24 protein-coding genes and 2 pseudogenes are annotated in these 22926 nt (G+C 68.6%); 10 read left to right on the top strand and 16 right to left on the bottom strand.

Annotation, left to right across the window (positions count from 1 at the left end):
- Positions 1 to 13 precede the first annotated feature (13 nt).
- The 4 genes and pseudogenes from Q9R22_RS08690 to Q9R22_RS13325 form a co-directional block, all read left to right on the top strand.
- Positions 14 to 1681, top strand: a complete 1668-nt coding sequence (locus tag Q9R22_RS08690) for a sensor histidine kinase (RefSeq protein WP_311254168.1) — start codon at positions 14 to 16, stop codon at positions 1679 to 1681.
- Between the two features lies 1 nt (position 1682).
- Positions 1683 to 2339, top strand: coding sequence for a response regulator transcription factor (locus tag Q9R22_RS08685; protein WP_131333699.1), 657 nt, complete (start codon positions 1683 to 1685; stop codon positions 2337 to 2339).
- 8 nt (positions 2340 to 2347) lie between these two features.
- Positions 2348 to 3493 (top strand): DUF4097 family beta strand repeat-containing protein, encoded by a 1146-nt coding sequence (locus Q9R22_RS08680; RefSeq protein ID WP_131333700.1) that lies wholly within the window; start codon positions 2348 to 2350, stop codon positions 3491 to 3493.
- A 285-nt stretch (positions 3494 to 3778) separates the two neighbouring features.
- Positions 3779 to 4180: pseudogene (locus tag Q9R22_RS13325) on the top strand (hypothetical protein); the annotation flags it as partial.
- Here Q9R22_RS13325 and Q9R22_RS08670 read toward each other — a convergent pair.
- The 5 genes from Q9R22_RS08670 to Q9R22_RS08650 all read right to left on the bottom strand — a co-directional run bounded on the left by Q9R22_RS08670 (position 4120) and on the right by Q9R22_RS08650 (position 9259).
- The gene (locus Q9R22_RS08670; RefSeq protein WP_131333701.1) at positions 4120 to 4755 is read right to left on the bottom strand and encodes a vitamin K epoxide reductase family protein; all 636 of its coding nucleotides are present in this window, start codon (positions 4753 to 4755) and stop codon (positions 4120 to 4122) included. The pseudogene Q9R22_RS13325 and the gene Q9R22_RS08670 overlap by 61 nt on opposite strands.
- Positions 4756 to 4825: 70 nt before the next feature.
- Positions 4826 to 6064: an MFS transporter gene (locus Q9R22_RS08665; protein ID WP_207387852.1), complete on the bottom strand. Its 1239-nt coding sequence runs from the start codon at positions 6062 to 6064 to the stop codon at positions 4826 to 4828.
- Positions 6065 to 6181: 117 nt separating this feature from the next.
- Positions 6182 to 6517 (bottom strand): co-chaperone YbbN, encoded by a 336-nt coding sequence (locus Q9R22_RS08660; RefSeq protein ID WP_131333703.1) that lies wholly within the window; start codon positions 6515 to 6517, stop codon positions 6182 to 6184.
- A gap of 76 nt (positions 6518 to 6593) precedes the next feature.
- Positions 6594 to 9032, bottom strand: coding sequence for a cation-translocating P-type ATPase (locus Q9R22_RS08655; protein WP_131333704.1), 2439 nt, complete (start codon positions 9030 to 9032; stop codon positions 6594 to 6596).
- Entirely contained in the window at positions 9032 to 9259 is a 228-nt protein-coding gene (locus tag Q9R22_RS08650) for a heavy-metal-associated domain-containing protein (RefSeq protein ID WP_165489828.1), read from the bottom strand. Before Q9R22_RS08650 ends, Q9R22_RS08655 begins: the two co-directional genes overlap by 1 nt.
- A gap of 211 nt (positions 9260 to 9470) precedes the next feature.
- Here Q9R22_RS08650 and Q9R22_RS08645 point away from each other — a divergent pair, with 211 nt between their 5' ends.
- The gene (locus tag Q9R22_RS08645; protein ID WP_207387853.1) at positions 9471 to 9797 is read left to right on the top strand and encodes a hypothetical protein; all 327 of its coding nucleotides are present in this window, start codon (positions 9471 to 9473) and stop codon (positions 9795 to 9797) included.
- On the opposite strand, the gene Q9R22_RS08640 is transcribed toward Q9R22_RS08645, so the two are convergent.
- The 3 genes from Q9R22_RS08640 to Q9R22_RS08630 all read right to left on the bottom strand — a co-directional run bounded on the left by Q9R22_RS08640 (position 9779) and on the right by Q9R22_RS08630 (position 11962).
- Complete coding sequence (locus tag Q9R22_RS08640; protein WP_131333706.1) at positions 9779 to 10222, bottom strand: heavy metal-responsive transcriptional regulator; 444 nt, start codon at positions 10220 to 10222, stop codon at positions 9779 to 9781. The genes Q9R22_RS08645 and Q9R22_RS08640 overlap by 19 nt on opposite strands.
- A 124-nt stretch (positions 10223 to 10346) precedes the next feature.
- The gene (locus Q9R22_RS08635; RefSeq protein WP_131333707.1) at positions 10347 to 11318 is read right to left on the bottom strand and encodes an NAD(P)/FAD-dependent oxidoreductase; all 972 of its coding nucleotides are present in this window, start codon (positions 11316 to 11318) and stop codon (positions 10347 to 10349) included.
- Positions 11319 to 11461: 143 nt separating this feature from the next.
- Positions 11462 to 11962, bottom strand: coding sequence for an ArsI/CadI family heavy metal resistance metalloenzyme (locus tag Q9R22_RS08630; protein ID WP_131333708.1), 501 nt, complete (start codon positions 11960 to 11962; stop codon positions 11462 to 11464).
- Positions 11963 to 12060: 98 nt separating this feature from the next.
- Here Q9R22_RS08630 and Q9R22_RS08625 point away from each other — a divergent pair, with 98 nt between their 5' ends.
- Both Q9R22_RS08625 and Q9R22_RS08620 read left to right on the top strand, forming a co-directional pair.
- The gene (locus Q9R22_RS08625; RefSeq protein ID WP_131333709.1) at positions 12061 to 12429 is read left to right on the top strand and encodes a metalloregulator ArsR/SmtB family transcription factor; all 369 of its coding nucleotides are present in this window, start codon (positions 12061 to 12063) and stop codon (positions 12427 to 12429) included.
- A 17-nt stretch (positions 12430 to 12446) separates the two neighbouring features.
- Positions 12447 to 13001, top strand: a complete 555-nt coding sequence (locus tag Q9R22_RS08620) for a GNAT family N-acetyltransferase (RefSeq protein WP_131333710.1) — start codon at positions 12447 to 12449, stop codon at positions 12999 to 13001.
- 34 nt (positions 13002 to 13035) lie between these two features.
- Here Q9R22_RS08620 and Q9R22_RS08615 read toward each other — a convergent pair whose 3' ends face one another.
- The 7 genes from Q9R22_RS08615 to arsB form a co-directional block, all read right to left on the bottom strand.
- A complete protein-coding gene (locus Q9R22_RS08615; protein ID WP_207387854.1) occupies positions 13036 to 14115 on the bottom strand; it encodes an ArsO family NAD(P)H-dependent flavin-containing monooxygenase in 1080 nt (359 codons plus the stop codon).
- Positions 14116 to 14197: 82 nt separating this feature from the next.
- The gene (locus Q9R22_RS08610) at positions 14198 to 14833 is read right to left on the bottom strand and encodes an arsenate reductase ArsC (protein WP_311254167.1); all 636 of its coding nucleotides are present in this window, start codon (positions 14831 to 14833) and stop codon (positions 14198 to 14200) included.
- Positions 14834 to 14861: 28 nt separating this feature from the next.
- Positions 14862 to 16310, bottom strand: a complete 1449-nt coding sequence (locus Q9R22_RS08605) for an FAD-dependent oxidoreductase (RefSeq protein ID WP_131333711.1) — start codon at positions 16308 to 16310, stop codon at positions 14862 to 14864.
- Positions 16303 to 17328, bottom strand: coding sequence for a thioredoxin-disulfide reductase (gene trxB / locus Q9R22_RS08600; protein WP_131333712.1), 1026 nt, complete (start codon positions 17326 to 17328; stop codon positions 16303 to 16305). Before trxB ends, Q9R22_RS08605 begins: the two co-directional genes overlap by 8 nt.
- A 13-nt stretch (positions 17329 to 17341) precedes the next feature.
- Positions 17342 to 17815, bottom strand: a complete 474-nt coding sequence (locus Q9R22_RS08595) for an arsenate reductase ArsC (RefSeq protein ID WP_131333713.1) — start codon at positions 17813 to 17815, stop codon at positions 17342 to 17344.
- 48 nt (positions 17816 to 17863) lie between these two features.
- Positions 17864 to 18295: a low molecular weight phosphatase family protein gene (locus Q9R22_RS08590; RefSeq protein ID WP_131333714.1), complete on the bottom strand. Its 432-nt coding sequence runs from the start codon at positions 18293 to 18295 to the stop codon at positions 17864 to 17866.
- A 30-nt stretch (positions 18296 to 18325) separates the two neighbouring features.
- Positions 18326 to 19420 carry an ACR3 family arsenite efflux transporter gene (gene arsB, locus Q9R22_RS08585; protein WP_131333715.1) on the bottom strand — a complete coding sequence of 365 codons (1095 nt, stop codon included), beginning with the start codon at positions 19418 to 19420 and terminating at the stop codon, positions 18326 to 18328.
- An 85-nt stretch (positions 19421 to 19505) separates the two neighbouring features.
- On the opposite strand from arsB, the gene Q9R22_RS08580 reads away from it, so the two are divergent.
- Together Q9R22_RS08580 and Q9R22_RS08575 are read left to right on the top strand one after the other, a co-directional pair.
- Positions 19506 to 19880 (top strand): helix-turn-helix transcriptional regulator, encoded by a 375-nt coding sequence (locus Q9R22_RS08580; RefSeq protein ID WP_131333716.1) that lies wholly within the window; start codon positions 19506 to 19508, stop codon positions 19878 to 19880.
- 63 nt (positions 19881 to 19943) lie between these two features.
- Positions 19944 to 20489, top strand: a complete 546-nt coding sequence (locus tag Q9R22_RS08575; protein ID WP_242670516.1) for a DinB family protein — start codon at positions 19944 to 19946, stop codon at positions 20487 to 20489.
- Between the two features lie 79 nt (positions 20490 to 20568).
- Here the strand turns inward: Q9R22_RS08575 and Q9R22_RS08570 are convergent.
- Positions 20569 to 21161 (bottom strand): annotated as a pseudogene (locus Q9R22_RS08570) (recombinase family protein).
- A gap of 443 nt (positions 21162 to 21604) precedes the next feature.
- Here Q9R22_RS08570 and Q9R22_RS08565 point away from each other — a divergent pair.
- Positions 21605 to 22801, top strand: coding sequence for a Fic family protein (locus Q9R22_RS08565; RefSeq protein WP_131333717.1), 1197 nt, complete (start codon positions 21605 to 21607; stop codon positions 22799 to 22801).
- Positions 22802 to 22926 lie beyond the last annotated feature (125 nt).

Genomic DNA, 22926 nt, shown 5'->3' with positions numbered 1-22926 from the left:
TAGCGTGGAGGCCATGAGCACCACAGCCTCGAATCCCACGCCACCGTGGGACGCCACAGAGCCCATCTCCTCGGACACCGAAAGCACCCGGCCGATGCCCTCGGCCGGTTCCTCACCCGCAGACGCTGAGACCACCCGGACCCTGCCGCCTCCCGGGCACCCGGAACCCCCGCGGGCCGCCTCCGTGGCACGCCCGGCATCGGAAGGGCCGCACATCGCTCCCCGCGAGTGGCGGACCTTCTCCTTCAAGACCCTGTTCTTCGGGACCCTGGACCTCGTGGTGGACTCGGTGCTCAACACCGTGCTGCTCGTCGTGATCCTCACGTTCCTCGCGGTGGGAGCCTCAACCGTTCCGGCGCTGGGCCTGGGCGTGCTGATCCTCGCCGCGACCGTGTACGTGATGATGGGGGCGGTGTGGCTGGAACGCAGGCGTTCGGCGTCGTCGTTCGGCCTGGACATCCGGGACCCCCAGCGCCGCCGCAGCCCGCATACCGACTGGGTGCGGGTCCCGCACCAGTGGTGGCTGGACGCGAGCGACGGGTCCCTGTGGCTCGGCATGCTCCACGTGGCGCTCACGTGCGCGCTGGGCTGGCTCATGCTGTTGCCCTTCGTGGTGGGTAGCGCGGCCCTCGTGCTGACCTTCGCGCCGTGGTTCGCCTCCGAGTCCTCGGTGCTGTGGCCCGCGCTGCAGAGCACCCCGCGCTGGACGCTCCCGATGCTGGGTGTCGCGGGCGTGCTGCTGAGCATCGTGCTCGCGGTGCTGCTCACCTTGGCTCACCGCGGTCTGTCCGCGGGGCTGTTGCGGCTGAGCGAGGCCGCGCGACTGCGCCGTGAAGCGGACGAGCTGCAGCGCCTCGCCGAGTACGAGACCGCCGCCAAGGAGTTCGCGGTACGCGGTGCGGAGACCGAGCGCTCGCGCATCGAACGCGATCTGCACGACGGCGTCCAGCCCCAGTTGGTCTCGGTCGCCATGAACCTCTCGATGGCCGGTTCGCGCATCGACACGGATCCCGCCGCGGCCAAGGAACTCGTGGCGGAGGCGCACGGCACCACCAAGGCCGCGATCACCGAGCTGCGCCGGCTCGCCCGCGGGTTCCACCCCGCCGTGCTGGAGGATCGGGGGCTCGACGCCGCTCTGTCCGCCGTCGCCGCCCAGGCACCCTTCCCCGTGGACATCTCCGTGAACGTCCCCCGGTTGCAGCCGCGCACGGAGGCGGCCATCTACTTCGCGGTCTCCGAGAGCCTCAGCAACGCGATCAAGTACTCGGGGGCGCGCTCTGCGGACGTCGCAGTGTCCATCCAGGACGGCACCGCACCGGGCACGAACATCGTGGTCGCCGGTGTGCGCGACTTCGGCCGCGGCGGCGCCCGTGTGGTCCCCGGGGGCGGGCTCTCCGGGATCCAGGACCGGATCCGCTCGGCCGGGGGCAGGTTCTTCGTGAACTCGCCCGCAGGCGGGCCCACCGAGGTCATCGTGGAGCTGCCCCTCACGGGTGTTCCTCCGACGACGACGACGCACAGCGCCCCGCGCGCGTCCGGCACCGCCTACACCCCTCACCCCGGCCACGTCGGCGGGGTCCACGCCGCGCCCGGAACCGGTCCGACCGCGCACGGTGCGGCGGGGGCGGGAACGGGCGGAGCGGCGTCGTCGTCCGCCGGGCAGCACGGACGGGGGAACTGAGATGCGCATCGTGATCGCCGAGGACGCCGTGCTGCTGCGCGCCGGACTGGTCCGCCTGCTCACGGACGCGGGGCACGAGATCGTGGCCGAGACGGATACCGCCGAGGGACTCGTGCGGGCCGTGGAGGAACACCGGCCGGACTTCGCACTCGTGGACGTACGACTGCCACCCACCTTCACCGACGAGGGGATTCGCGCCGCGGTGCTGATCCGCTCGAGCCACCCCGGCGTGGCCGTGCTGGTGCTGTCCCAGTACGTGGAGGAGCGCTACGCGTCCGAGCTCATCGCGTCCCGCCGGGAGGGGCTGGGCTACCTGCTCAAGGACCGCGTGGCGGACGTGGACCAGTTCCTGGAATCCGTGCAGACCGTGGGCTCGGGCGGGACCGTGCTGGACCCGGAGGTGCTCACCCAGATCCTGGTGCGCTCGCGGCGCCGGGAGGACATGGAACTGCTATCACCGCGCGAACGTGAGGTCCTGGCGCTCATGGCGCAGGGGCTGTCCAACGCATCCATTGCCACGAACCTCTACCTCACCGAATCGGCCGTGGAGAAACACATCGGCTCGATCTTCGCCAAGTTGGGCGTCACCTCCGAGATCGGCAACCGCAGGGTTCTGGCCGTTCTCAAGTACCTGGGCTACTCGGACCACTCTCTTTAGGACATCTCATGAGCAATCAGAATCCCTCGCATCCCACGCCCGATCCTCGGAACGACCGTCCCGTGGGGCGCGGTGAGCGCCGCGCCTGGAACACCGCGACCGCCGTGGTGGGCGGTGTGGGTGCCCTCGCCCTGCTGCTCGGCGGGGCCGGAACCGCCACCGCGGTGGCCATGACACAGGAGCGGGACGGTTCGTGGACGGCGTCGTCGGACGTGGAACGGATCCGGATCGACGCCCCCTCGGGCATGGTCAGCGTGAACACGAGCCCGACCATTGATCGTGTCCAAGTGCAGTGGCACGAATCCGGATGGTCCTTGTCCGAGCGCGGCGTCATCCCGTCCGTTCGCGACGGCGTGCTGCAGCTGGATGTGCCCGACCGGCCCTCTCAATGGGGTTCCGGCGTGCAGAGCGTCAGTATCACCGTTCCTCAGGACGGCCCGCACACCTCGCTCGACCTCAAGAGCGGCACGGGAGCGGTGCACGTGAACGGCACGTACCGGGACGTGCGGGCGAGGACCGATCTGGGGTCCATCAGCGCCACGGACGTGGAGGCCGCTGTGTTCGACGCCCACGCCACCACGGGTCAGGTGCTCCTGGACGGGGTCAGCGTGAAGAACCGGTTGGACGCGCACACCAACCAGGGCGGGGCGCTCGTGAACGTGCGGGGCACGGCTCCTCAGCGCACCTCGGTCACCGCGACCAGCGGGGTCTATGGGATCTCGATGCCCGCCGCCGACTACTGGTACCCGCAGGACAGCCAGCGCGACGTCGCGGACCCGCGGCACCCCGTGACCACGACGCCGGGATCCAACGAACGGCCGGGTGGGGCTCGTTCCTCGGGTGCGCCCACCTCTCCGGACTCTACGGGCGACGACGCCGCGCGGCCGTCCGAGGTCAGCGCGGACACGGTGTGCGCCGCAGCCCCCGAGGGCCGGCCGTGCTTGTTCGTGTCGGGTACGCCGGTGGGCGTCAATGACTACTCCTACATGTGGGAGTGGAGCCAGGGGTCGGACGAAGTGGCCCGCGAGTACGGGGAGGCGCCTCGGTCTTCCGAGCGGGCGACGGAGTCGAAACAGCCCATCGACCGTGCAACGGATGCGGCCACGGCATCCCCCACGGGATCCGCCACACCGTCCCCCGCCGACGGGAACTGAGACTCCCACTCCCGGGCGTACGGGTCCGGGAGCGGGCGCCCCGCGTCACCGCTGACCAGGTGGGCGCGGGGTTTTTCATGGACGTTTCCACGCGCCGGCGCGGTAGTGGTTGGTTACGTCCTACTGGGTTAAGGCGGCCGCCCAGGCTGCCGAGCTGCACGAGGCTCTGGCCAAGGCACAGGACGATCATCTGCCCTACGTGACGCTTGAGGGGGCACGTTGATTCCCACCGATCGGGTCGCCGAACGGACGGAGGCTGGTAATCACGCCTAGTACTCGGGTAAGCACAAGAGATTCGGCAATAGTGTCCCAGTCATCGCCGACCCCACCGGCTTCCCGCTGTGGACCTCCCCGGTAGAACCCGGCTCCACCCACGACATCACCGCAGCCCGGGCCCACTGCTTGGGCGCCCTGTACCCGGTCGCCGCCAAGGGTTTGCCAACTTTAGCCGACATGGGTTACCAAGGGGCTGGGATTGGGGTGCACGTCCCCTTCGATAGCTCCCGCCTCGGGGCCGATAACCGGCCATATGTAAAGCGGGAGGTCGCAGCGAGATCTGGAGGTCCTCTGCACTCCGCGGGCATTGGCCCCGGCATCCATGAGAGGAGTGCCGGGGCCGGGGTGGGTCAGAGGCCGGTGAAAGCGGTGAAGAAGCGGAAGAACACCGAGGCGGCCACCGCCACGTAGGTGATGGCCACCAGCGTCCAGGCCCACTCGGCGGCGAAGCGCACCAAACCCACGGGGGCGGGGATGACGCCGTGGACCAGGTTGCGCACGGTGAGCAGGATGGTCAGCGGGATCATCGCCGCCCACACGATCATGCAGTACAGGCACAGGATGTAGATGGAGAACAGCGCCTGGGACCACAACCAGATCGCGAACACCGCCCCGGCAGTGACCCCGGCCTGCAGGCCTACCCAGTACCAGCGCCCGAACCTCGCCCCGGACAGCAGCGCCATGGCGGTGGTGATGACCACGGCGAAGCCCACGATGCCGATCAGCGGGTTGGGGAAGCCGAACAGCTCCGACTGCCAGGTGCCCATCACCTGCCCGCAGGACACCCACGGGTTGATGTCACAGCTGGTGACGTGGTTGGGGTCGCGGTAGAGCTGAAGGCGTTCGAGCACCAGGATCGCCGAGGCGACCCACCCGATCACCCCGGCCACCAGCAGGATCAGGGCGAAGGGGCGGTGCCGGGCAAAGGCGGGGAGATCCGCCTCGGTCTCCGAGGGGGTGGGCTGGTGAGTTTCGGTCTGAGTCATGGTGCCGTTTCTGATGCAGGCGCCGCTACGGCGCAGGAAGGATGTCGAGGGCCGAGATGGCCGCCACGTTTTAGAGGGTTGTGCTCGGTTTGGAGGACGGGGAGGGTTGGTGGGGAGCCACTTGTCGCAACCCCCGCCAGCCGATCCACGCGGCGATCAGCAGAAGTGCCCCGCCGAGGTAGAAGACGGCACGGATGCCGAACAGGTCCGCGGCGATGCCTCCGAGCAGCAGGGAGATGAGTCGTCCGGACTGCCAGAGCATGTCGAAGGTGGCGAAGATGCGCCCGCGCAGCTTTTCGGGCACTTCGGCCTGGAGCAAGGAGTTGAAGGTGACGGCCCCGGTCGAGGTTCCCAGCCCGTAGACGAGGAGGGTGGCCATGGCCGAGGCCAGCCCGGTGATGCTCGCCAGAACGGCATCGACCAGTCCGCGGAGCACGAACGGGCCCAGGACGTAGCCGGGGCGGCGGGGGTTGTCGGTGATCTTGGACAGGATCAACGGGCCGACGGCCGCGCCGACGCCGATCGCTCCCAGGAGCAGGCCATAGTCGCTGTCTTTGAGGCCCAGGTGGTCTTTTGCCAGCACGACCAGTAGCGCCCCGGTGGCCCCGGCGGAGAGGGCGGCCAGGAACTGGGTGATGGCCAGGGCGCGCAGCAGACGGTGGGAGCCGAGCTCGGAGAGCCCTTCACGAGCATCCCGGTACCACGAGGAACGCTCCGTGCGGGCCGGGTGAGCGGGAACCTGCAGCCTCAGCAGGGCCGCAGCCGAGACGAGGTAGCTGGCGGCGTTGATCCAGAACGCCCAGTCATAGCCGAAGGCGGCGACCACGATCCCGGCCAGGGGGGCCAGCACGATCTGGGAGAGCACGGCGGCGGTCCACAGCCCGCTGTTGGCGGCCACCAGCTCTCGCTCTTTGACCAGTGCCGGCAGCACCGATTGCGCCGCGGGGTTGAAGAAGACGGCTCCGGCCGACAGTCCGATGGCGATGAGATAGACGGGGACGACGTGGCTGTCCACGAAGGGCAGGGCGAAGGCCAGACCGGCGCGGAGCAGATCGGCGGCGATCATCACCTGGACCCGCGGCAATCGGTCCACCAGGGACCCGGCCAGGGGCGCCAGCAGCAGGACGGGGAGGATCTCGGCGATCACGACCCCGGAGACCCCCAGTCCCGAGCCGGTCAGGGAGTAGACCAGCAGGACCAGGGCCACCGTGTTGAAGGCGTCCCCCCATTGGGAGATGGTGCGGGCGGTCCACAGCATCCGGTACGGGCGCTGTGTGAGCAGGGCGGGGACGGAGGTCCGTGGGGCCATGTCTCCTCTTCGTCGAAGCATCTATCGGATCGGGGGGCAGTGCCTCACGTCGCGGGCTGTTGCTGTCGGTAGCGCACTTCCGGGACGCCACAGGTGGGGGTTCCCGGCGACCGGGCTTTAATTCTGTGCTGACGGTTGGGCGCGGGTGAGCGCCTCTTCCAGGTCCGCGTCGTGGATCAGGCCGTCGAGGCGATCGATTTCGCGGCCCTGCCGCAGCAGGAGGATCGTGGGGATGGACTGGACGCCGAACCTCTCAGCGGTGGGCAGATCCACGTCGATGTCGATGCGGTAGCCGGTGAAGGCATCGAGGTGGCGTTGCACGAAGCGGTTCAGGCGCGGTTCCAGTGCCCGGCAGGGGGCGCAGGAGCCTTGCCAGAAGTCCAGCAACACCAGTCCAGGGCGGGCCAGGGCCGCCTCGAGCTGGTGGTGGCGCAGGATCGGGAACTCGCTCATGGGATTTCCTTCCCGGACGGTCGCTCCTGACCACTCAGTGCTCCCGCCGGTGGCGGCACCGCGCGGTCAGAGGCGCCTAGTCCTCGTGGTGGGTGCGTCCGACGCTGCCGATGGCTTCGAACAGCAGTGACGGACGCCCGCCGAGGCTGTTGATGAAGATGGTGGTCACGGACAGGGCCATGGCCACCATCGCCCACACCGGGTAGACCAGCCCGGTGGTGGCCGCGGGGATGCCGATGCCGTTGAACACGAAGGCCAGGGCGACGTTCTGCCGGGTGCGTCGGTAGCTGGAGCGGCTGGTGTCGCGGGCCTCGAGGATGGCGGTGAGGTCGTCGCGGACGATGACCACATCGGCCGATTCCACGGCGATGTCGGTGCCCCCGCCCATGGCGATGCCGACGTCGGCCTGCATTAGGGCCGGGGCGTCGTTGATCCCGTCCCCGACCATGGCCACCCGGGTGCCTCCGGTCTGGAGCTGGCGCACCAGCGCCGCCTTGTCCTCGGGCAGGATCCCGGCCCGCACCTCCTCGATGCCGACCTCGGCGGCCACATGGGCGGCGGCCCGGTGGTTGTCACCGGTGGCCAGCACGGGACGGATCCCGGCCTGACGCATCGCGGTGAGGGCTTCGGTGGCCTCGGGGCGGATCTCGTCGCCCAGCGCGATCACACCGGCGGGTTGGCGGTTGACGGCGACGGCGATCACGGTGCGGCCGATGTCCTCGAGTTCCTCGACGACACGGGCCAGGGGGCCGAGGGCGATGCCGCGCTCGTGGAGGAAGGCCGGTCGTCCCACCAGTACTTCCTGGCCCTCTACCCGGGCGGTCACGCCGGACCCGGTGACGGAGCGGAAATCCTGGGCTGCTGGGATGGTCAGGCCGCGTTGTGCGGCGGCGGTCACCACGGCACGGGCCAGGGGGTGCTCGGAGGGTTCCTCGGCGGCGGCGGCTAGGGCCAGCAGCTGCGCGGGGTCGTCGATGGCCTTGATCTCGTGGACGGTGGGGCGGCCCCGGGTGAGGGTGCCGGTCTTGTCCAGGACGATGGTGCGGATCTGACCGAAGGTCTGGAAGGCCTCCCCGGTGCGCATGATGATGCCGCGGTCTGCCGCTTCGCCGGCGGCGCGCACGATCGCCAGCGGGGCGGCGATGCCGACCGCGCACGGGTAGCCCATGACGAGCACGCCGATGCCGGCGAACACGGCCCGGCGCACGTCCGGCTCCCCGGCCACTGCCCAGGATCCGATGATCCACCCGGTCAGGGCCAGGGCGGAGACGATGAGCACGGTGGGGGTGTAGACGCGCAGGACCTTGTCGACCAGGTGCAGGATGCCGGGTTTCAGGGCCCGGGCGTCCTCGACGTGGCGTACGACCTGGGCGAGGAAGCTGTCGGCTCCGGTGCGGGTGACCTCCACGAGCAGGGATCCGGCGCCGTTGATGGACCCGCCGATCACCTCGTCGCCGGTGGTGCGTTCGGTGGGCACCGGTTCCCCGGTGACCAGGGACAGGTCCACCGTGGAGTGGCCCTCCAGGACCCGCCCGTCCACGGGCACCCGCTCCCCCGGGCGGATGCGCACCCGGTCCCCGGTGGCCACCTGCTCCAGCGGGATCTCCTCTTCCCGGCCGTTGCGGATGACCCGGGCGGTGTCCGGTTGCAGCTCCAGCAGTTTGCGCACCGCCTGGCTGGAACGGGTCTTCACCAGCAGGGACAGCCACTCGGAGAAGATGTGGTAGTTGGCCACCAGCACGGTCACGGCGAAGAACGGGGCGGTCGGGTAGTCCTCGAAGACCCCGGTCAACCCGATGATCCCACCGGCGATGCCGGCGAAGGCCCCGATCTCCAGCAGCACGTGCTGGTTGAGGATTCTCCGGCGGGCCGCCTGGACGGCCATGCGCAGAATGTGCGGGGCCACCCCGAAGACCACCGCCACCGCCAGGACCCCGGTGGCCCACCCGGCGGCGGTGCCGGAGATGAGCCCGGCCTCCCGCCCGGCCCACGCCAACGCACCCGGGGTGATGAGGGCCAGGGCCCCCAGTCCCGCCCGGATCTTCCCGGCCGGCAGCAGGATCGCGTAGGCGACCGGAACCATCAGCGCCACCACGGAGGCCGGGACCAGCACGGACCAGATCCCGGAGACCTCCAGGATCAGCGCGATGGCAGTGAGGCTGGCGGCCACCGCGGCGAGCAGGCGCTGACCCTCCCGGATCAGATCGGCTTCCTCCTCCTCGAACGGGCGCAGCTTACGCGGGTCGTAGAGGTCGTAGCCGATGTCGCGCAGTGTGCCCAGGATCTGCTGCGGGGCGATCACCGCCGGGTCGTAGTCGATCAACGCCTGCTCGTGGGTCAGGCTCACGGCGACCTGCTCGACCCCGGCCATCCGGCCCAGGGCCTTTTCGATCGTGCCGGTGCACAAGGAGCAGTGCAGCCCGGCGATGCGGGCCCGGATCCGGGCGTGGCCTTCCAGGTGGCTGGGTTCTTCGGCCCACAGCTGGGTGTCCTGGGCAGCGGTCTGGGTGACCATCAGGACGAGGGGGTGGTGCCGGCCACGGTGTAACCGGCCGTTTCCACCCGCTCGGCCACCGCCTGCTGGGTGGTCACCGCCGGATCGAAGCGCACCACGACTTCACCGCTGCGGTAATCGGCGGTTGCCTCGCTGACGCCCTCCAGGCGCCGCAGGGCCGTGCCCAGCCGCTGCTCGCAGTTGGCGCAGTCCATGCTTTCGACCTGCAATGTCACCGTCGTGGCCATGATGCTCACCTTCACCTTGCGTTGGGACGAATCGGTTCGGGCCGCCCCTGCCCTTTCGCAGGGAACGGGCCGTGCCCTCACGCTAAACCTTCCACTCGACTGGAAAGTCAAGGGGTGTCGGACGTCAGGCCCGCGGAAGGGGTTGACCTTCTCGCGGCGGGAAGGTCTAGGCTGAAGAGGTCCGACTCCACACCAGTGAAAGGTCCATGCCATGCCCATGATCGAGGATCAGATCAAGCAGGTCATCGCCGCCCTCAGCGACTGTCTGGCGTTGTGCAGCGCCTGCGCTCAGGGGTGCGCCGAGCAAGGGGACAAGGACCTGGCCCGGTGCATCTCGCTGTGCTCGGACTGCGCCCAGTTGTGCGCCGCCTGCATCCCGTTGCTGGCCCGCGGCAGCGAACTGGCGCCGGAACTGTGCCGGGTGTGCGCCGAGGCCTGTGACCGGTGCGCCGCAGAGTGCGACCGCACCGGCATGAGCGAATGCGCCCAGGCTTGCCGGGCGGCCGCCGAGGCCTGCCGTCAGGTGGTCTCGGCCTGAACCATTGCCTCGGAGGCCGATCCGGTTGTGTGCCGGTCGTGCTCGATCAGCTGGCACGTGCACCCCTCCTGGGGTGCGGGAAGCTGGTCGGCCTCCGAGACGATCTGCACCAGGTGCTCGCGCAACACCTGAAGCTCATGGATGCGTTGCCCGATCCCTTCCAGCTGGGATTCCAGGACGCCGCGCACATAGCCGCACGGGGCCTCGTTGCGCTCACGGATGGCCAGGATCTGCCGGATCTCCTCCAGGCTCACCCCCAGCCGCTGGGCGCTGCGGATGAACGTGAGGCGGTCGACGAAGGACTGCTCATAGTCCCGGTACCCCGAGGTGGTCCGGGCCGGTTCGGGCAACACCCCGATGGACTCGTAGTAGCGGATCGTCTTGGTGGAGACGCCGGACAGCTGAGCCAGTTCGCCGATCTTCATGGGTCCTCCTACGGAAAATGTTACAGCTGGCGGGAAGGTTCAGATCCTTCCCCCGGGGCGCCAGCGAAGGCTGTGGAACGCAGCCCTGGATTCCCGTGTCCCGCTGGAGCCGGTGGCACCGGATTCACCGGTGCGGGGTGAACCGTCGCGTCGGAGGAGCCGGGGAGGGCCCGTGCTCGGTGGTGCGATGCCCGCGCATCGAGGTCGCACACGCCACCCCGGCGACCGCGCCTTCGGCGATGGCCACCGAGACCAGTTGCATCCCAGGGGTGATGTCCCCGGCGGCGTAGACGCCGTCGACACTGGTGAGCTGAAAGCCATCCACAGCGATCTGCCCGTGGTCATCAAGCTCGCACCCCAGCTGGGCAGCGAGGCCGTTGGTGGGGTGGTGGGCGTAGGAGAAGAACACCTTCTGCGCCTCCACCACGGTCCCGTCCTCCAAGCACAGCCCATCCAGGGCCCCCGGGGCCCCGACCAGAGCCTGGGCCACCCCGTCCACGACGCCGATCCCGTGCTCGGCCAGCGTGGCGCGCTGGGCCTCGTCAAAGGCCCGGTCGGTGGTGTCGGTGACGATGCACACGGCCCCGGCCCACTCCAGCAATTCGGCGGCGTAGGCGGGCACGTGCTCCCCGGATCCCAGGACGATCACGGTGGCTCCGCGGGCGGTGTACCCGTCGCAGGCCGGGCAGTGATGCACATCGGTCCCGTAGTGCGCATCGATCCCGGAGATCTGCGGCACCTCGTCGCGGACCCCGGTGGCCAGCACCACCCGTCCGACGGTGACCTGGGCGCCGTCGATCGTGGCCAAAAACCGGCCCTCGCCGGTGCGTTCCAGGGTGCTGACCCTGGCCTCGTGGACGCTCACCTGTGGGTACTGGACCAGGTCGGCGCGGGCCTGGTCCAGCAGTGCACTGGGGCTGATCGGGTCCCGGCCCAGCAGGCCGTGCACCTGGTCCGTGAACCGGTTGCGGTACTGGCCGGCATCCACCACCAAGGTGCGGCGCTGATACCGACCCAGCCAGGTGGCAGCCGACAGTCCGGCGGCGCCGCCACCGATGATCAGGGCATCAACGTCAGCAGGAAGAGAAGTGCTCATCGGTCCTCTACGGGTCGTGGGGCAACCCGTCGATTCTCAACGTTCCAGCAGAAGGAAGGTCAACCAGTCACCACGACCACCCCCAAGGCCATGTACACCAGCTTGTGGCCTGTCCGCTTCGGGATGATCTGCGGCATGAGGAATCAGCAGCAGCTGGGCTGCTTGCCGGCCGGACCGGCGGCACCCGTCGCGGCGGGCTGGGTCTCGGTGGTGCAGCAGGTGCCGTCGCCGGCCACCGCGGACTGCTCGGGATCGGTTTGACCCTCCAGGTCAGGACGGGCATCGGCGGTGACGGTGTAGATCTCCCACGGTTCGGTGCCGGGGGCGGTGACCCAGACCTTGTCCTGGACGGCGTAGCAGCAGGTGGTCTCCTCCTCAGGGCGGGTAGCCAGCCCGGCCTCGGCCAGGCGGGCAGCGGCGGCGTTGACGATCTCGGTGGACTCGACCTCCACCCCGAGGTGATCCACCCTCGTCCCCTCCCCCGGCTCGCCCTCGAGCAGGACGAGCTTGAGCGGGGGCTCGGTGATGGCGAAGTTGGCGTAGCCGGGCCGGCGCTTGGCCGGGGCGGTGTTGAACAGCTTCGAGTAGAACGTGATGGAGGCCTCGAGGTCGGCAACACGCAGGGCGAGCTGAACTCTGGACATGACGGGCTCCTTTCCGGAAAAGACGGCCACCATGGGATATAGACCGCCGTCGATGTACTAACGTTGCCACCGGCATCGACGTGGGTCAATATTGATGCATGTCTATTTCTGGTGACGATGCCTCTGTGACGCCGACGGCCCTGGCGTGCTGCGCTCCGCTGTCGCGAGAACCGCTGGGGCGGGAGCGGGCGGAGCGGATCGCCCCGTTGTTGAAGGCCCTGGCCGATCCGGTGCGGTTGCAGCTGCTGTCGATGGTGCTCTCCCACCCCGGTGGGGAGGCGTGCGTGTGCGACCTGCTCCCGGCCTTCGAGCTGTCCCAGCCCACGATCAGCCACCATCTGAAGGTCTTGCACGAGGCCGGGTTGCTGGAGCGGGACAAGCGTGGGGTGTGGGTGTACTACCGCACCCGCCCGGAGGCGATGGAGGCCCTGGTGACCCTGTTCGCCCCCGAGGCGGCCACCGTATGAGCGGCACACCGCCGCGCATGAACGACGCGGTGAGGCCACACGTGGCGCACGGTGACACCGGGGCGGTCACCCTGGCGGGGTTGGAGGAGCGGCACTGGCCGGCCGTGCGGGAGATCTACGTCGCCGGCATCGCCACCGGCCAGGCCACCTTCGAGTCCCAGCCGCCGAGCTGGGCACGCTTCGCGGCGGGCAAGCCGCCGCGTTTGCGCCACGTGGCCGTGGACGAAGACGGAACGGTGCTGGGCTGGGTCGCCGCCTCCCCGGTCTCGGCCCGGACCGTGTACGCGGGGGTGGTGGAGGAGTCCGTCTACGTCCACCCTGCGGCGTCCGGGCGCGGTGTCGGGCGTCTCCTGCTGGAGACCCTGATCGCCTCGGCGGAGGCCGCCGGGGTGTGGACGATCGAGGCGAAGATTTTTCCGGAGAACACCGCCAGCCTGGCCCTGCACCGCAAGGTGGGCTTCGAGACGGTCGGGGTGCGCCGGCGTCTGGGGTTGATGAGTCACGGTCCCCAGGGTGGGCAGTGGCGCGATGTGCTCTTGCTGGAGCGGCGCAGCGCCACCGTCGGCATCTGAACCCCACCCCTGAAGGTTGGTGGGCCTGCCCGGGTCAGCGGGCGGGAACCGGCGCCGGGGCGGTCAGCTGCCGCTTCAGGGCGGCGGCAGTGGCCTTGGCGGTGGGGCCGACCCCGATGAGGGTGGCCGAGCCGGGCCCGGTCCAGTCCCCATAGCCGACCAGGTACAGGCCCGGCACCTTTACCGAGGCCGTGCCGTCGGTGCGGATCGTCCCATCGGCCTCGTGTACATGCAGAGGCCGCAGGTGGCGCAGGGCCGGGCGGAATCCGGTGCACCAGATCACCGCGTCCACCTCTTGCTCCTGCCCTTTGGCCCAGGTGATGCCGGTGCGGGTGAAGCGGGTGAACATCGGGGTGGGGTGCAGGAGCCTCGCGTCCCGGGCGCGCTTCACCGGGGGCACCACGACGATGTTGCCCAGTGCGGCGACCCCGCCGGGGTCCGGCTGCCCGGCCGCCAGGGCCTGGGCGCGGGCGGTGGCGATGCGGAACAGTTCGCGTCCGTCGACCTCGTCGGGCAGATACTGCGGGGCCCCGTTCAGGCACCAGGTGACCTGGCTGGTGGCGGTGAGATCAGCGGCGATCTGGGCGGCGGAGTTTGCCCCGCCGACCACGACCACCCGCTGGGCCGCATAGGGGGCGGGGCCGGTGTAGTGGGCGCTGTGCACCTGGGTTCCGCGGAAGTCGCGTTGGCCGGGGAGGGCAGGCCAGAACGGCTGGGACCAGGTGCCGGTCGCACTGACCACCGCCCGGGCGCGCCACTGCCCCTTGGTGGTCTGCAGGCGGAAGCCTTCCTCGTCGCGGTGCACCGCGCTCACGCGCACGGGCCGGTGGACGGGCAGCTCATAGCGGGTCTCGTAGTCGGTGAGGTAGTCGATCACATGGGTCGCGTCCGGGTTCTCCGCCCCGGTGGTGGGCATGAGCCTCCCGGGCAGGGAGGAGTAGCCGGCCGGGGAGAACAACCTCAGGGAGTCCCAGGTGTGCCGCCAGGCCCCGCCCGGGCTGTGCTGGTCGTCGAGGAGCACGAAGGACAGGTTCGTGCGGCGGCGCAGGAACCAGCCCACGGCCAGCCCGGCCTGTCCGGCCCCGATGATCACCACATCCACCTGATGCTCCACGGTGGTCAGCCTCCCTTGGCTCGCCCACGGGCTCGGCCCCGCCCCGCACGACACGGGAGCGGGGCCGAGCCTGAGGGGTTGGTCAGTCGCGGAGCTGGTCCCACAACGCCTGCACCCGGGCGTCGATCGCCTCGACGATCTCCCGCACGCCCTCCAGGGTCTGTTCGGAGGGGTCAGCCACCGCCCAGTCCAGGTAGCGCTTGCCCGGATACACCGGGCAGGCGTCCCCGCAGCCCATGGTGATCACGTAGTCGGCGGCACGCACCACGTCGTCGGTCAACGGTTTGGGGTAGGCCCCCGACAGGTCGATCCCACGCTCGGCCAGGGCTTCGACGACCAGAGGGTGGACCTCGGCCCCGGGCAGGGACCCAGCGGAGCGGACCTCCACCTGCTCCCCGGCGTAGTGGGCCAGCAGGGCCGCGGCGATCTGGGAGCGGCCGATGTTGTGCACGCACACGAACAGCACCTGCGCCACCGGCTTGTCGATCTTGCCCTGAGACTGGGCCAAGGCCCGCAGCCGGTCATCGGCGAAGTGCCCGGCAGTGGCCGCCAGATAGGTGCGGATCCGCGCAGTACGCGACAGCGTCGCGTAGGACTCGAAGACGTAGCGCTCCACCGTCTCCGGGGAGAAGATCCCCTCGTAGCGCTCCGCCAGGTGGGCGGCGGTGCGGGTCAGGACGTGGGTGTCGAGTTCGGAGGTGGAGGTGGACTCGGTCATGGCGACTCCTGGTTCCGTGAAGTGATGGTCAGCAACAGGACGAGCGGACGGAGACCGGGACGAGCCCGAGGGTGACCGGCTGCGGCCCCGAGCAACAGGCATCAACCAGCTCCTCAGCCACGGCCGGGGCACAGCAGCCCTGAGTCTCAGCGCCGGGGGCCGGGAGGTCGCAGGTGCCACCGAGGTCGGTGGAGCACACCCCGGTCTCGGGCAGCACCAGCTGCACGTCGTCGGCCGCGGCGCGGTCCCCGGCCAGGGCCGCGGCAATGGAGCGGACCTGCTCGTAGCCGGTGGCCATCAGGAAGGTCGGGGCCCGCCCGTAGGACTTCATGCCCACGATGTAGAAGCCCGGTTCGGGGTGTGCCAGCAGCTTCTCCCCGTGCGGAGCCACGGAGCCGCAGGAGTGGAACTCCGGATCGATCAGCGGGCCCAACTGGCGCGGGGCGTCCACGGCCGCATCCAGCTCCAGGCGCAGCTCCGCCAGCATGCCCAGGTCGGGGCGGAAGCCGGTGGCCGGCACCAGCAGATCCACGGTGAGCTCCTGGTCGCCGGCCGGGGTGGTGGCCCGCACGGTCAGGCCGTGCTCGCCAGGGGTGAAGCCGGTGATGACGAAGGAGGTGTGCACCTCGATCACCCCGGATTCCACGAGGTGGCGCAGCCGGGTGCCCAGGGCCCCGCGGGCGGCCAGCTCGTCGCGGTCCTCCCCGCCGTAGACGCCGGCGACATCAGCAGAGCGCACAGCCCAGCAGATCCGGGTGTCCGGCTCGGTCTCGGCCAGAGCACCCAGCTCGAGCAAGGTGTTGGCCGCCGAGTGTCCGGCACCGACGACCAGGACGTGACGGCCGGCGAAGCGGCCCCGGTCGCGGCCGGTGACGTCGGGCAGCGGGGCGGTGATGCGTCCCACGGCGAGGGCCTCAGCCTCGCCCGGTGCCGGCAGGCCGGCCATCCCCAGCGGGTTGGGCGTTGACCAAGTGCCAGAGGCATCAAGCACCGCCGAGGCCCGGAGGTCCGCGCACGTGCCGTCGGGGTGCTGGAGACGGACCAGGAACGGGGTGGTCTCCCGGCCAGTGGTGCGGGTCTTGTCCATCCCGGCCCGGGAGACAGCGAGCACGCGGGTGCCGGTGCGGATCCGCGGGCCCAGGGCCTGGGTGGCGGCCAGGGGTTCCAGGTACTGCTCCACCAGCTCGGCCCCGGTGGGCAGGACCTCGGGGTCCGGGGCAGCCCAGCCTTCCGTCGCCAGCAGGCGGGCGGCGGCGGCGTCGATGTTGTAGCGCCACGGGGAGAACAGGCGGGTGTGGCCCCACTCCCGGATCGCGGCCCCGACCTGGTGGCCGGCCTCGATGATCATCGGGTGCAGGCCACGTTCCACCAGGTGGGCGGCCGCGGCCAGGCCCACCGGTCCGGCGCCGATGACCACGACCGGCAGCTCCGTGATGTCCGTGGTGATTCCTGTGGTGTCAGCGGTGGCCTCAGGCATGGGTGGTCTCCTCCACAAGGGCGGTGGCGATGGAGTCGGCGTCCTCGAGGGCGGCCAGGTAGCGTTCGGCGTCCAGGGCGGCGGCGCATCCGGTGCCGGCGGCGGTGATGGCCTGGCGGTAGCGGTGGTCCACCGCGTCCCCGCAGGCGAAAACCCCGGAAAGGTTGGTGACGGTGGTGGGGGCATCCACGACGATGTAGCCGTCGCCGTCCAGCTCCAGCTGACCGGCCACCAGTTCCGTGCGCGGGAGGTGGCCGATGGCGACGAACACGCCGGTGGCGGCCAGTTCCTGGGTGGCGCCGGTGGTGGTGTTGGTCAGGGTCACCCCGGTGACCTTGTCGGTGCCGTGGATGGCGGTGACCGCGCTGTGGTAGGCGAGGTGGATCTTCTCGTTGTCCTTGGCCCGCTGAGCCATGATCCTCGAGGCCCGCAGGGCGTCGCGGCGCACGACCACGGTCACCGAGGCCGCGAAGCGGGTGAGGAAGATCGCCTCCTCCATGGCGGAGTCCCCGCCGCCAACCACGACGATGTCCTGATCGCGGAAGAAGAACCCGTCGCAGGTCGCACACCAGGACACCCCGTGACCGCTGAGCCTCTTCTCCTCGGGCAGGCCCAGTTCCTTGTAGGCGGAGCCGGTGGCCACGATGACCGCCGGGGCCCGGTAGGTCTTCCCCTCCAGGGTGGTGACCTCCTTCAGGTGACCCTTCAGATCCACGGTGGCGGCGTCGTCGTACTCGACGATCGCCCCGAAGCGTTCGGCCTGCTCGCTCAGGCCCGCCATGAGCTCCGGGCCCTGGATGCCACCGGGGAAGCCGGGGAAGTTCTCGACCTCGGTGGTGTTCATCAGCGCCCCGCCGTGGGTGACGGACCCGGCGATCACCCGCGGGGTGAGCCCGGCCCGGGCGGCGTAGATCGCGGCGGTGTAGCCGGCCGGGCCGGAACCGATGATGATCAGCTTGTCCGTCGCAGTGACCGTCGCAGTGACCGTCGCGGGGTCGGTGGTGGTGTTCGTGGTCATGGCCGCCCCGCCCTTACTTGGTGGCGGTGGTGTCGCCGGCGGGCAGCAGCTCGGAGATCAGCTGCTGGATCCGGGCCTTGATCTCATCGCGGATCGGCCGGACGGACTCCACGCCCTTGCCGGCCGGGTCCTCCAGCTTCCAGTCCTCATACCGCTTGCCCGGGAAAAACGGGCAGGCATCCCCGCAGCCCATGGTGATCACCACATCCGAGTCCTGCACGGCCTCGGTGGTGAGGATCTTGGGCGTCTGGGCGCTCATGTCGATGCCCTCCTCAGCCATGGCTTCCACGGCGGCCGGGTTCACCGCATCGGCCGGGGCGGAGCCGGCCAAGCGCACCTCGATGCGCCCGCCCGAGAGGTGGGTGAGGTAAGCGGCGGCCATCTGGGACCGGCCGGCGTTGTGCACGCACACGAACAAGACGGAGGGCTTGTCCGTGGCCTCGGCCGGGGTCGTCACGGTGGTCTCGGGGGTGGTCTCAGCAGTCATGGGGATCATCCGTTCTGTCGGAAGGGGGAAGAGGAAAGGGAGGATGGTTCAGGCGGGGTTGCCGTCGGTGAGCTCGGTGAGCAGGACCTGGACGCGGGCGTCGATGTCATCGCGGACCAGCCGCATCCGCTCCGCACCCTCGATGCCGCGGGCGGAGGGCTCGTCGGTGTGCCAGGTCTCAATGGTCCCGGTCATGCCCTCGACCGGATCCACCCGGGCCTCGTCGCCCAGCACGATCACCCGGTCCACCCGGCGCAGCAGGTCAGGGTCGATGGGCTTCGGGTGCCCGTGGGACATGTCGGCGCCGACCTCGGCGATCACCTCGGCGGAGAGGGCGTTAATCGCCTTTCCCGGCTTGGTGCCGGCGGAGTGGACCTCCACGGCACCTGCGGCGCGCTTTTCCATGAGGGCGGCGGCCATCTGCGACTTGCCGCCGTTCTTGGCGCACACGAACAGGACGGAGGGCTTCTCGGTGCTCATCGCGGGTACTCCTCAGGTAAGGGCGGAAGGTCAGCGGGTGGGGACGGTCGGGTCGTGCGGGAAGAGCTTGCGCCCGGCCCACAGGGACACGTAGACCAAGGCCACCAGGACCGGGACCTCGATCAGGGGCCCGACGACCCCGGCCAGGGCCTGCCCCGAGGTGACCCCGAAGGTGCCGATGGCCACCGCGATGGCCAGCTCGAAGTTGTTGCCGGCGGCGGTGAAGGCCACGGTGGTGGACCTCGCGTAGTTCAGCCCCAGTGCCCGGGAGGCCAGCAGGCCGATGCCGAACATGAGGAAGAAGTAGGCCAGCAGCGGCCAGGCGATGCGCACCACGTCCCAGGGGTTGGAGGTGATCGCCTCGCCCTGCAGGGCGAAGAGCAGCACGATGGTGAACAGCAGCCCGTAGAGCGCCCAGGGGCCCAGCTTCGGCAGGAAGCTGTTCTCGTACCACTCCCGGCCCTTGGCCCTCTCGCCCAGGGTGCGGGTGAGGAACCCGGCAACCAGCGGGATGCCCAGGAAGACGAGCACGGAGACGACGATGGACCACACGGAGAACTCCGCCGACGTCGTCGGCAGCCCCAGCCAGGAGGGCAGGACCTGGAGGTAGAACCAGCCCAGGGCGCCGAAGGCGATGACCTGGAAGACAGAGTTGATCGCCACCAGCACGGCGGCCGCTTCACGGTCGCCGCAGGCGAGGTCGTTCCAGATCAGCACCATGGCGATGCACCGGGCCAGCCCCACGATGATCAGCCCCGTGCGGTACTCCGGCAGGTCGGGGAGGAAGATCCAGGCCAGGGCGAACATGAGTGCGGGCCCGACGATCCAGTTCAGCACCAGGGAGGCGCCCATCAGGCGGCGGTCCCCGGCCACGCGATGGGTCTCGTCGTAGCGGACCTTGGCCAGCACCGGGTACATCATTACCAGCAGCCCGACGGCAATCGGCAGGGAGACCTCCCCGATCTTCACGGCCTCCAGGGCGGTGTTCAGGCCCGGGACGAACCGGCCCAGGGCCAGGCCGGCGATCATGGCAATGATGATCCAGGCGGGCAGCCAGCGGTCGAGGAAGGACAGGTCCTTCATCACCCCCTGGTGGACGGCGGGGGCAGTGGTGGTGTTGCTCATGGGCAGACTCAGTCCTTCGTATCGACGACGATCTATCGGAAACATTAGGGGGTCGCATCGACAGTCGTCAATGTAGAATGGGGTGATGACTCTCGCACCCGACCTTCACGCCACCACCGCCGATCAGTGCAGCCCTGGCGCACCGGATACGGAGTGCTGCTCGCTCTCGGGCGGACCCATGACCGTGGACGATGCCCAGCGGATCGCCGGGCGACTCAAGGCCCTGTCCGATCCCACGCGCCTGCGCCTGCTCTCCCATGTGGCCGCCCAAGGTTGCGGAGCGGTCTGCGTATGCGACCTGACCGCGATGGTGGGCATCAGCCAGCCCACCGTGAGCCACCACATGAAGAAGCTCGTGGACGCCGGGTTGCTGACCCGTGAACAGCACGGGAAGTGGGCCCACTACTCCGTGGTGCCCGACGCCTTCGCCGAGCTGCGGGCATTCCTGGACCTGCGCTGAGGCCCCGGTTTTAGGGCGCTCGAGCCTGTGCTCTCTCCGCCATTCCGGACACTGCATGAGGGGATGACCACGATGAACAGCACACCGCTCACCCGCCAAGCAATCCATGACGAGCTCGAGCGGGTTCGGGCTGACTTCCACGCCCTGGTGTCCATGGCGAGCCCGACGGATCTGCGCCGGCCTTCAGCCGGCACCCGCTGGACCAACGGGCAATTGCTGTTCCACATGTTCTTCGGCTACCTCGTCGTGCTGCGCCTGCTACCGCTGGTGCGCCTGATGGGTCGCCTCCCCGATACGGTCAGCCGGACCTTCGCCCGGATACTGGAGGCCGGCACCGGCCCCTTCCACGCCATCAACTACGTCAGCGACCGGGGTGCAGCCCGGGTCATTCACGGCGCGCGGCTTCTCCGGTGGTTTGACCGCACCGTCGACACCCTGCAGGCCCGGCTCGAAGCCGAGCCTGCAGGCACGCTGGCCCGCGGCATGCACATGCCGGTGCACTGGGACCCCTACTTCCATGACTGGATGAGTCTGACCGAGATCTACCACTACGGCACCCAGCACTACGAACACCACCGCCAGCAGCTCACCATCACCCCAGCATCGTGAAACCACCCCATCTCACGGGCTCGGCAATGCAGTCGGGGCACCGGCCTACACGCCATCCAATTCGACGACGAGCATCCGATCAGATGGTCGTCGGAATGAGCAGTTCGCGGATCCGCCGATAGAGGGTGGCCCTGGACATCCCGAGGTCACGGGCGACCTGGGTGGCCGGTCCCCGGCCTCGATCAGTCGAAGGGCGTTGCGGATCTGGGAATCAGTGAAGGTCTGCCTTCGCCCGCCGAGGTCCTTGCCGGCGGCCCGGCGCTTGGCCACCGAGTCGGTGATGCGCTCTCATTTGATCTCCAGCTCCATCTGGGCCAGAGCCGCCATGACGGTGAAGACCATGGACCCCATTGGGGTGTGGGTGTCCACGTCTCCCCCACCCAGATTGAGCACCCGCAGACCGGCGCCTTTGCCCCCTAGCTGATCCGCAAAAGCGAGCATGTTCTGTGTCGACCGCCCCAGACGATCCAATGTCGTGATCACTAGGGTGTCGCCGCTATCCAGGGCATCCACAGCCTTGTCGAAGGAGGGACGGGATGCGCGTCCTCCAGACACTCCATGGTCGACATAGAGATCATCGCGCCGCACGCCCACGTTCAACAGGTCAGACACTTGACGGTCGGCATCCTGCTGCCGCGTCGACACGCGCGCGTACCCAATCAACTTGCCCACGTCATCCCCTATGTGTCTCGCAACCTACGGTGAGCATCCGATTCTAGGCACATGGATAAAGCACATAGCTACGAGACACCTCGCACCGCGGAAACATGCGGGCACGAAAAAGTTCGACGAGACGTCTCGCATCCCATGGGATGTGAGACAGACATCACGCCCAATCTCGTGCCGAGGGTTTTGGATATCGTCCGGACGGCAGGGATTCAGGTACGAAGGGAGCAGCCTGGCCAGTCTGCTATTGAAGCAGGTGGTTGGTAGGGGCAGTGCATCAGAAGGTCGACCGCCAGACTGTCGGTCCATGGTCGCGCCCGAGTCTCGCAGTGCGCCAATGACCCTTGGCGGGGGATGTGCACTCGAGGCCGATCCGCTAGCAACCTCATAAAGCTGTCATCAAAAATTATGAGATAGTAGTCAAACTCATAATTCTGAGGAGCTAGACTATGACTTCCCCGATCGACTGGCCGTCCGTAAGCCATGAGGAGCGCACGTGGATCCCGAGCGCACATGCTGCATGGGGTGTAGGTGGGGAACGAGCCATCGTAGGATCCCAATACCTATCTGCGGTCGTCCCACTTATCGCAGATCGCATCCCATCACCGAGTCCCGATGTCCGCGAGGTGGCAGAGGAGGCCGAGCGCGAACTTGCTCGCTTCGATGCCGAGCTTGGGAAACGAGTTGCAGCCTTCGCTCCTGTGCTGCTGCGCTCGGAGGCAGCATCGTCGTCGCAAATTGAGAATCTTACGGCGTCGGCACGGGCAATTTTCAGCGCTGAGCTGGGTGTAAAGAAGAGTCGGAATGCTGAGGAAATTGCGGCTACTACGCAAGCTATGAGGGCTGCTCTTGACCTAGCACGAGACCTCTCAGAGGAGTCCATCAGGAAGCTGCACGCCGTACTTATGGCTCAACAGCCCCGTCATACACCAGGGCAGTGGCGAGATGAACCCGTCTGGACCGGGGTGCGCTCAGATACTCCCGTTGGAGCTTCGTATGTCGCGCCTCACCAAGAGTATATAGCGAAACTTATGGACGATCTCGTGGGTTTTGTAAACAACACAGCAGTGCCAGCGCTAACGTCTGTTGCTGTCGGGCATGCTCAGTTCGAAACCATTCACCCCTTCAGTGACGGCAACGGGCGAACAGGTCGAGCTCTAGCGCAGTCGATGCTACGTCATAGGGGAGTGACTCGGAACGTAGCTGTGCCTGTCTCTGCAGGACTCCTTGCCGACGTAGACGGATATCACTCGGCGCTTACGGCTTATCGAAGTGGCGACGTAGACCCGATAACTCTCCTGTTTGCGGACGCGTCACTGCGTGCTGTCCGCAATGCTCGTAAACTCGTGGAGGACATCGATCGCATACGAGAAAGCTGGAATCATCGTCTCAACGCACGGCGAAACTCCAACGCGTGGAAGCTTCTAGATGTCCTCGCTCAATGCCCGGTACTCAACAGTGCCGTCGCTGCTTCAGAACTCGGAGTGCAGCAGCCGAATGTATACCCACCACTTCGGGCACTTGTAGAAGCAGGTATCGCAAAATCGAAGGCCGAGCACAAGCTGGGACCATTTTGGCGTAGTGACGAGGTGCTTGCGGCGATCGACGCATTTGCCGAACGGGCTGGTCGACGCTCAGCGACCTAAGGTTGAGGTCATAAAAGTGTTGGGCCAATCACTGTCACTGTGGTCATCAGGCCAGGGGCCCATGTGGTGTCTCTGGCAAAACTCACCGGATCTCTCACTGTGGAGAGCGCAGCGTCAGAGACGTG

The organism is Kocuria sp. PD6, from assembly GCF_031844145.1.
In the GTDB taxonomy this organism is placed as follows: Bacteria; Actinomycetota; Actinomycetes; order Actinomycetales; family Micrococcaceae; genus Kocuria; species Kocuria marina.
The sequence above is the reverse complement of the archived record's forward strand: the minus strand, read 5'-3'. Positions and strand labels throughout refer to the sequence as shown.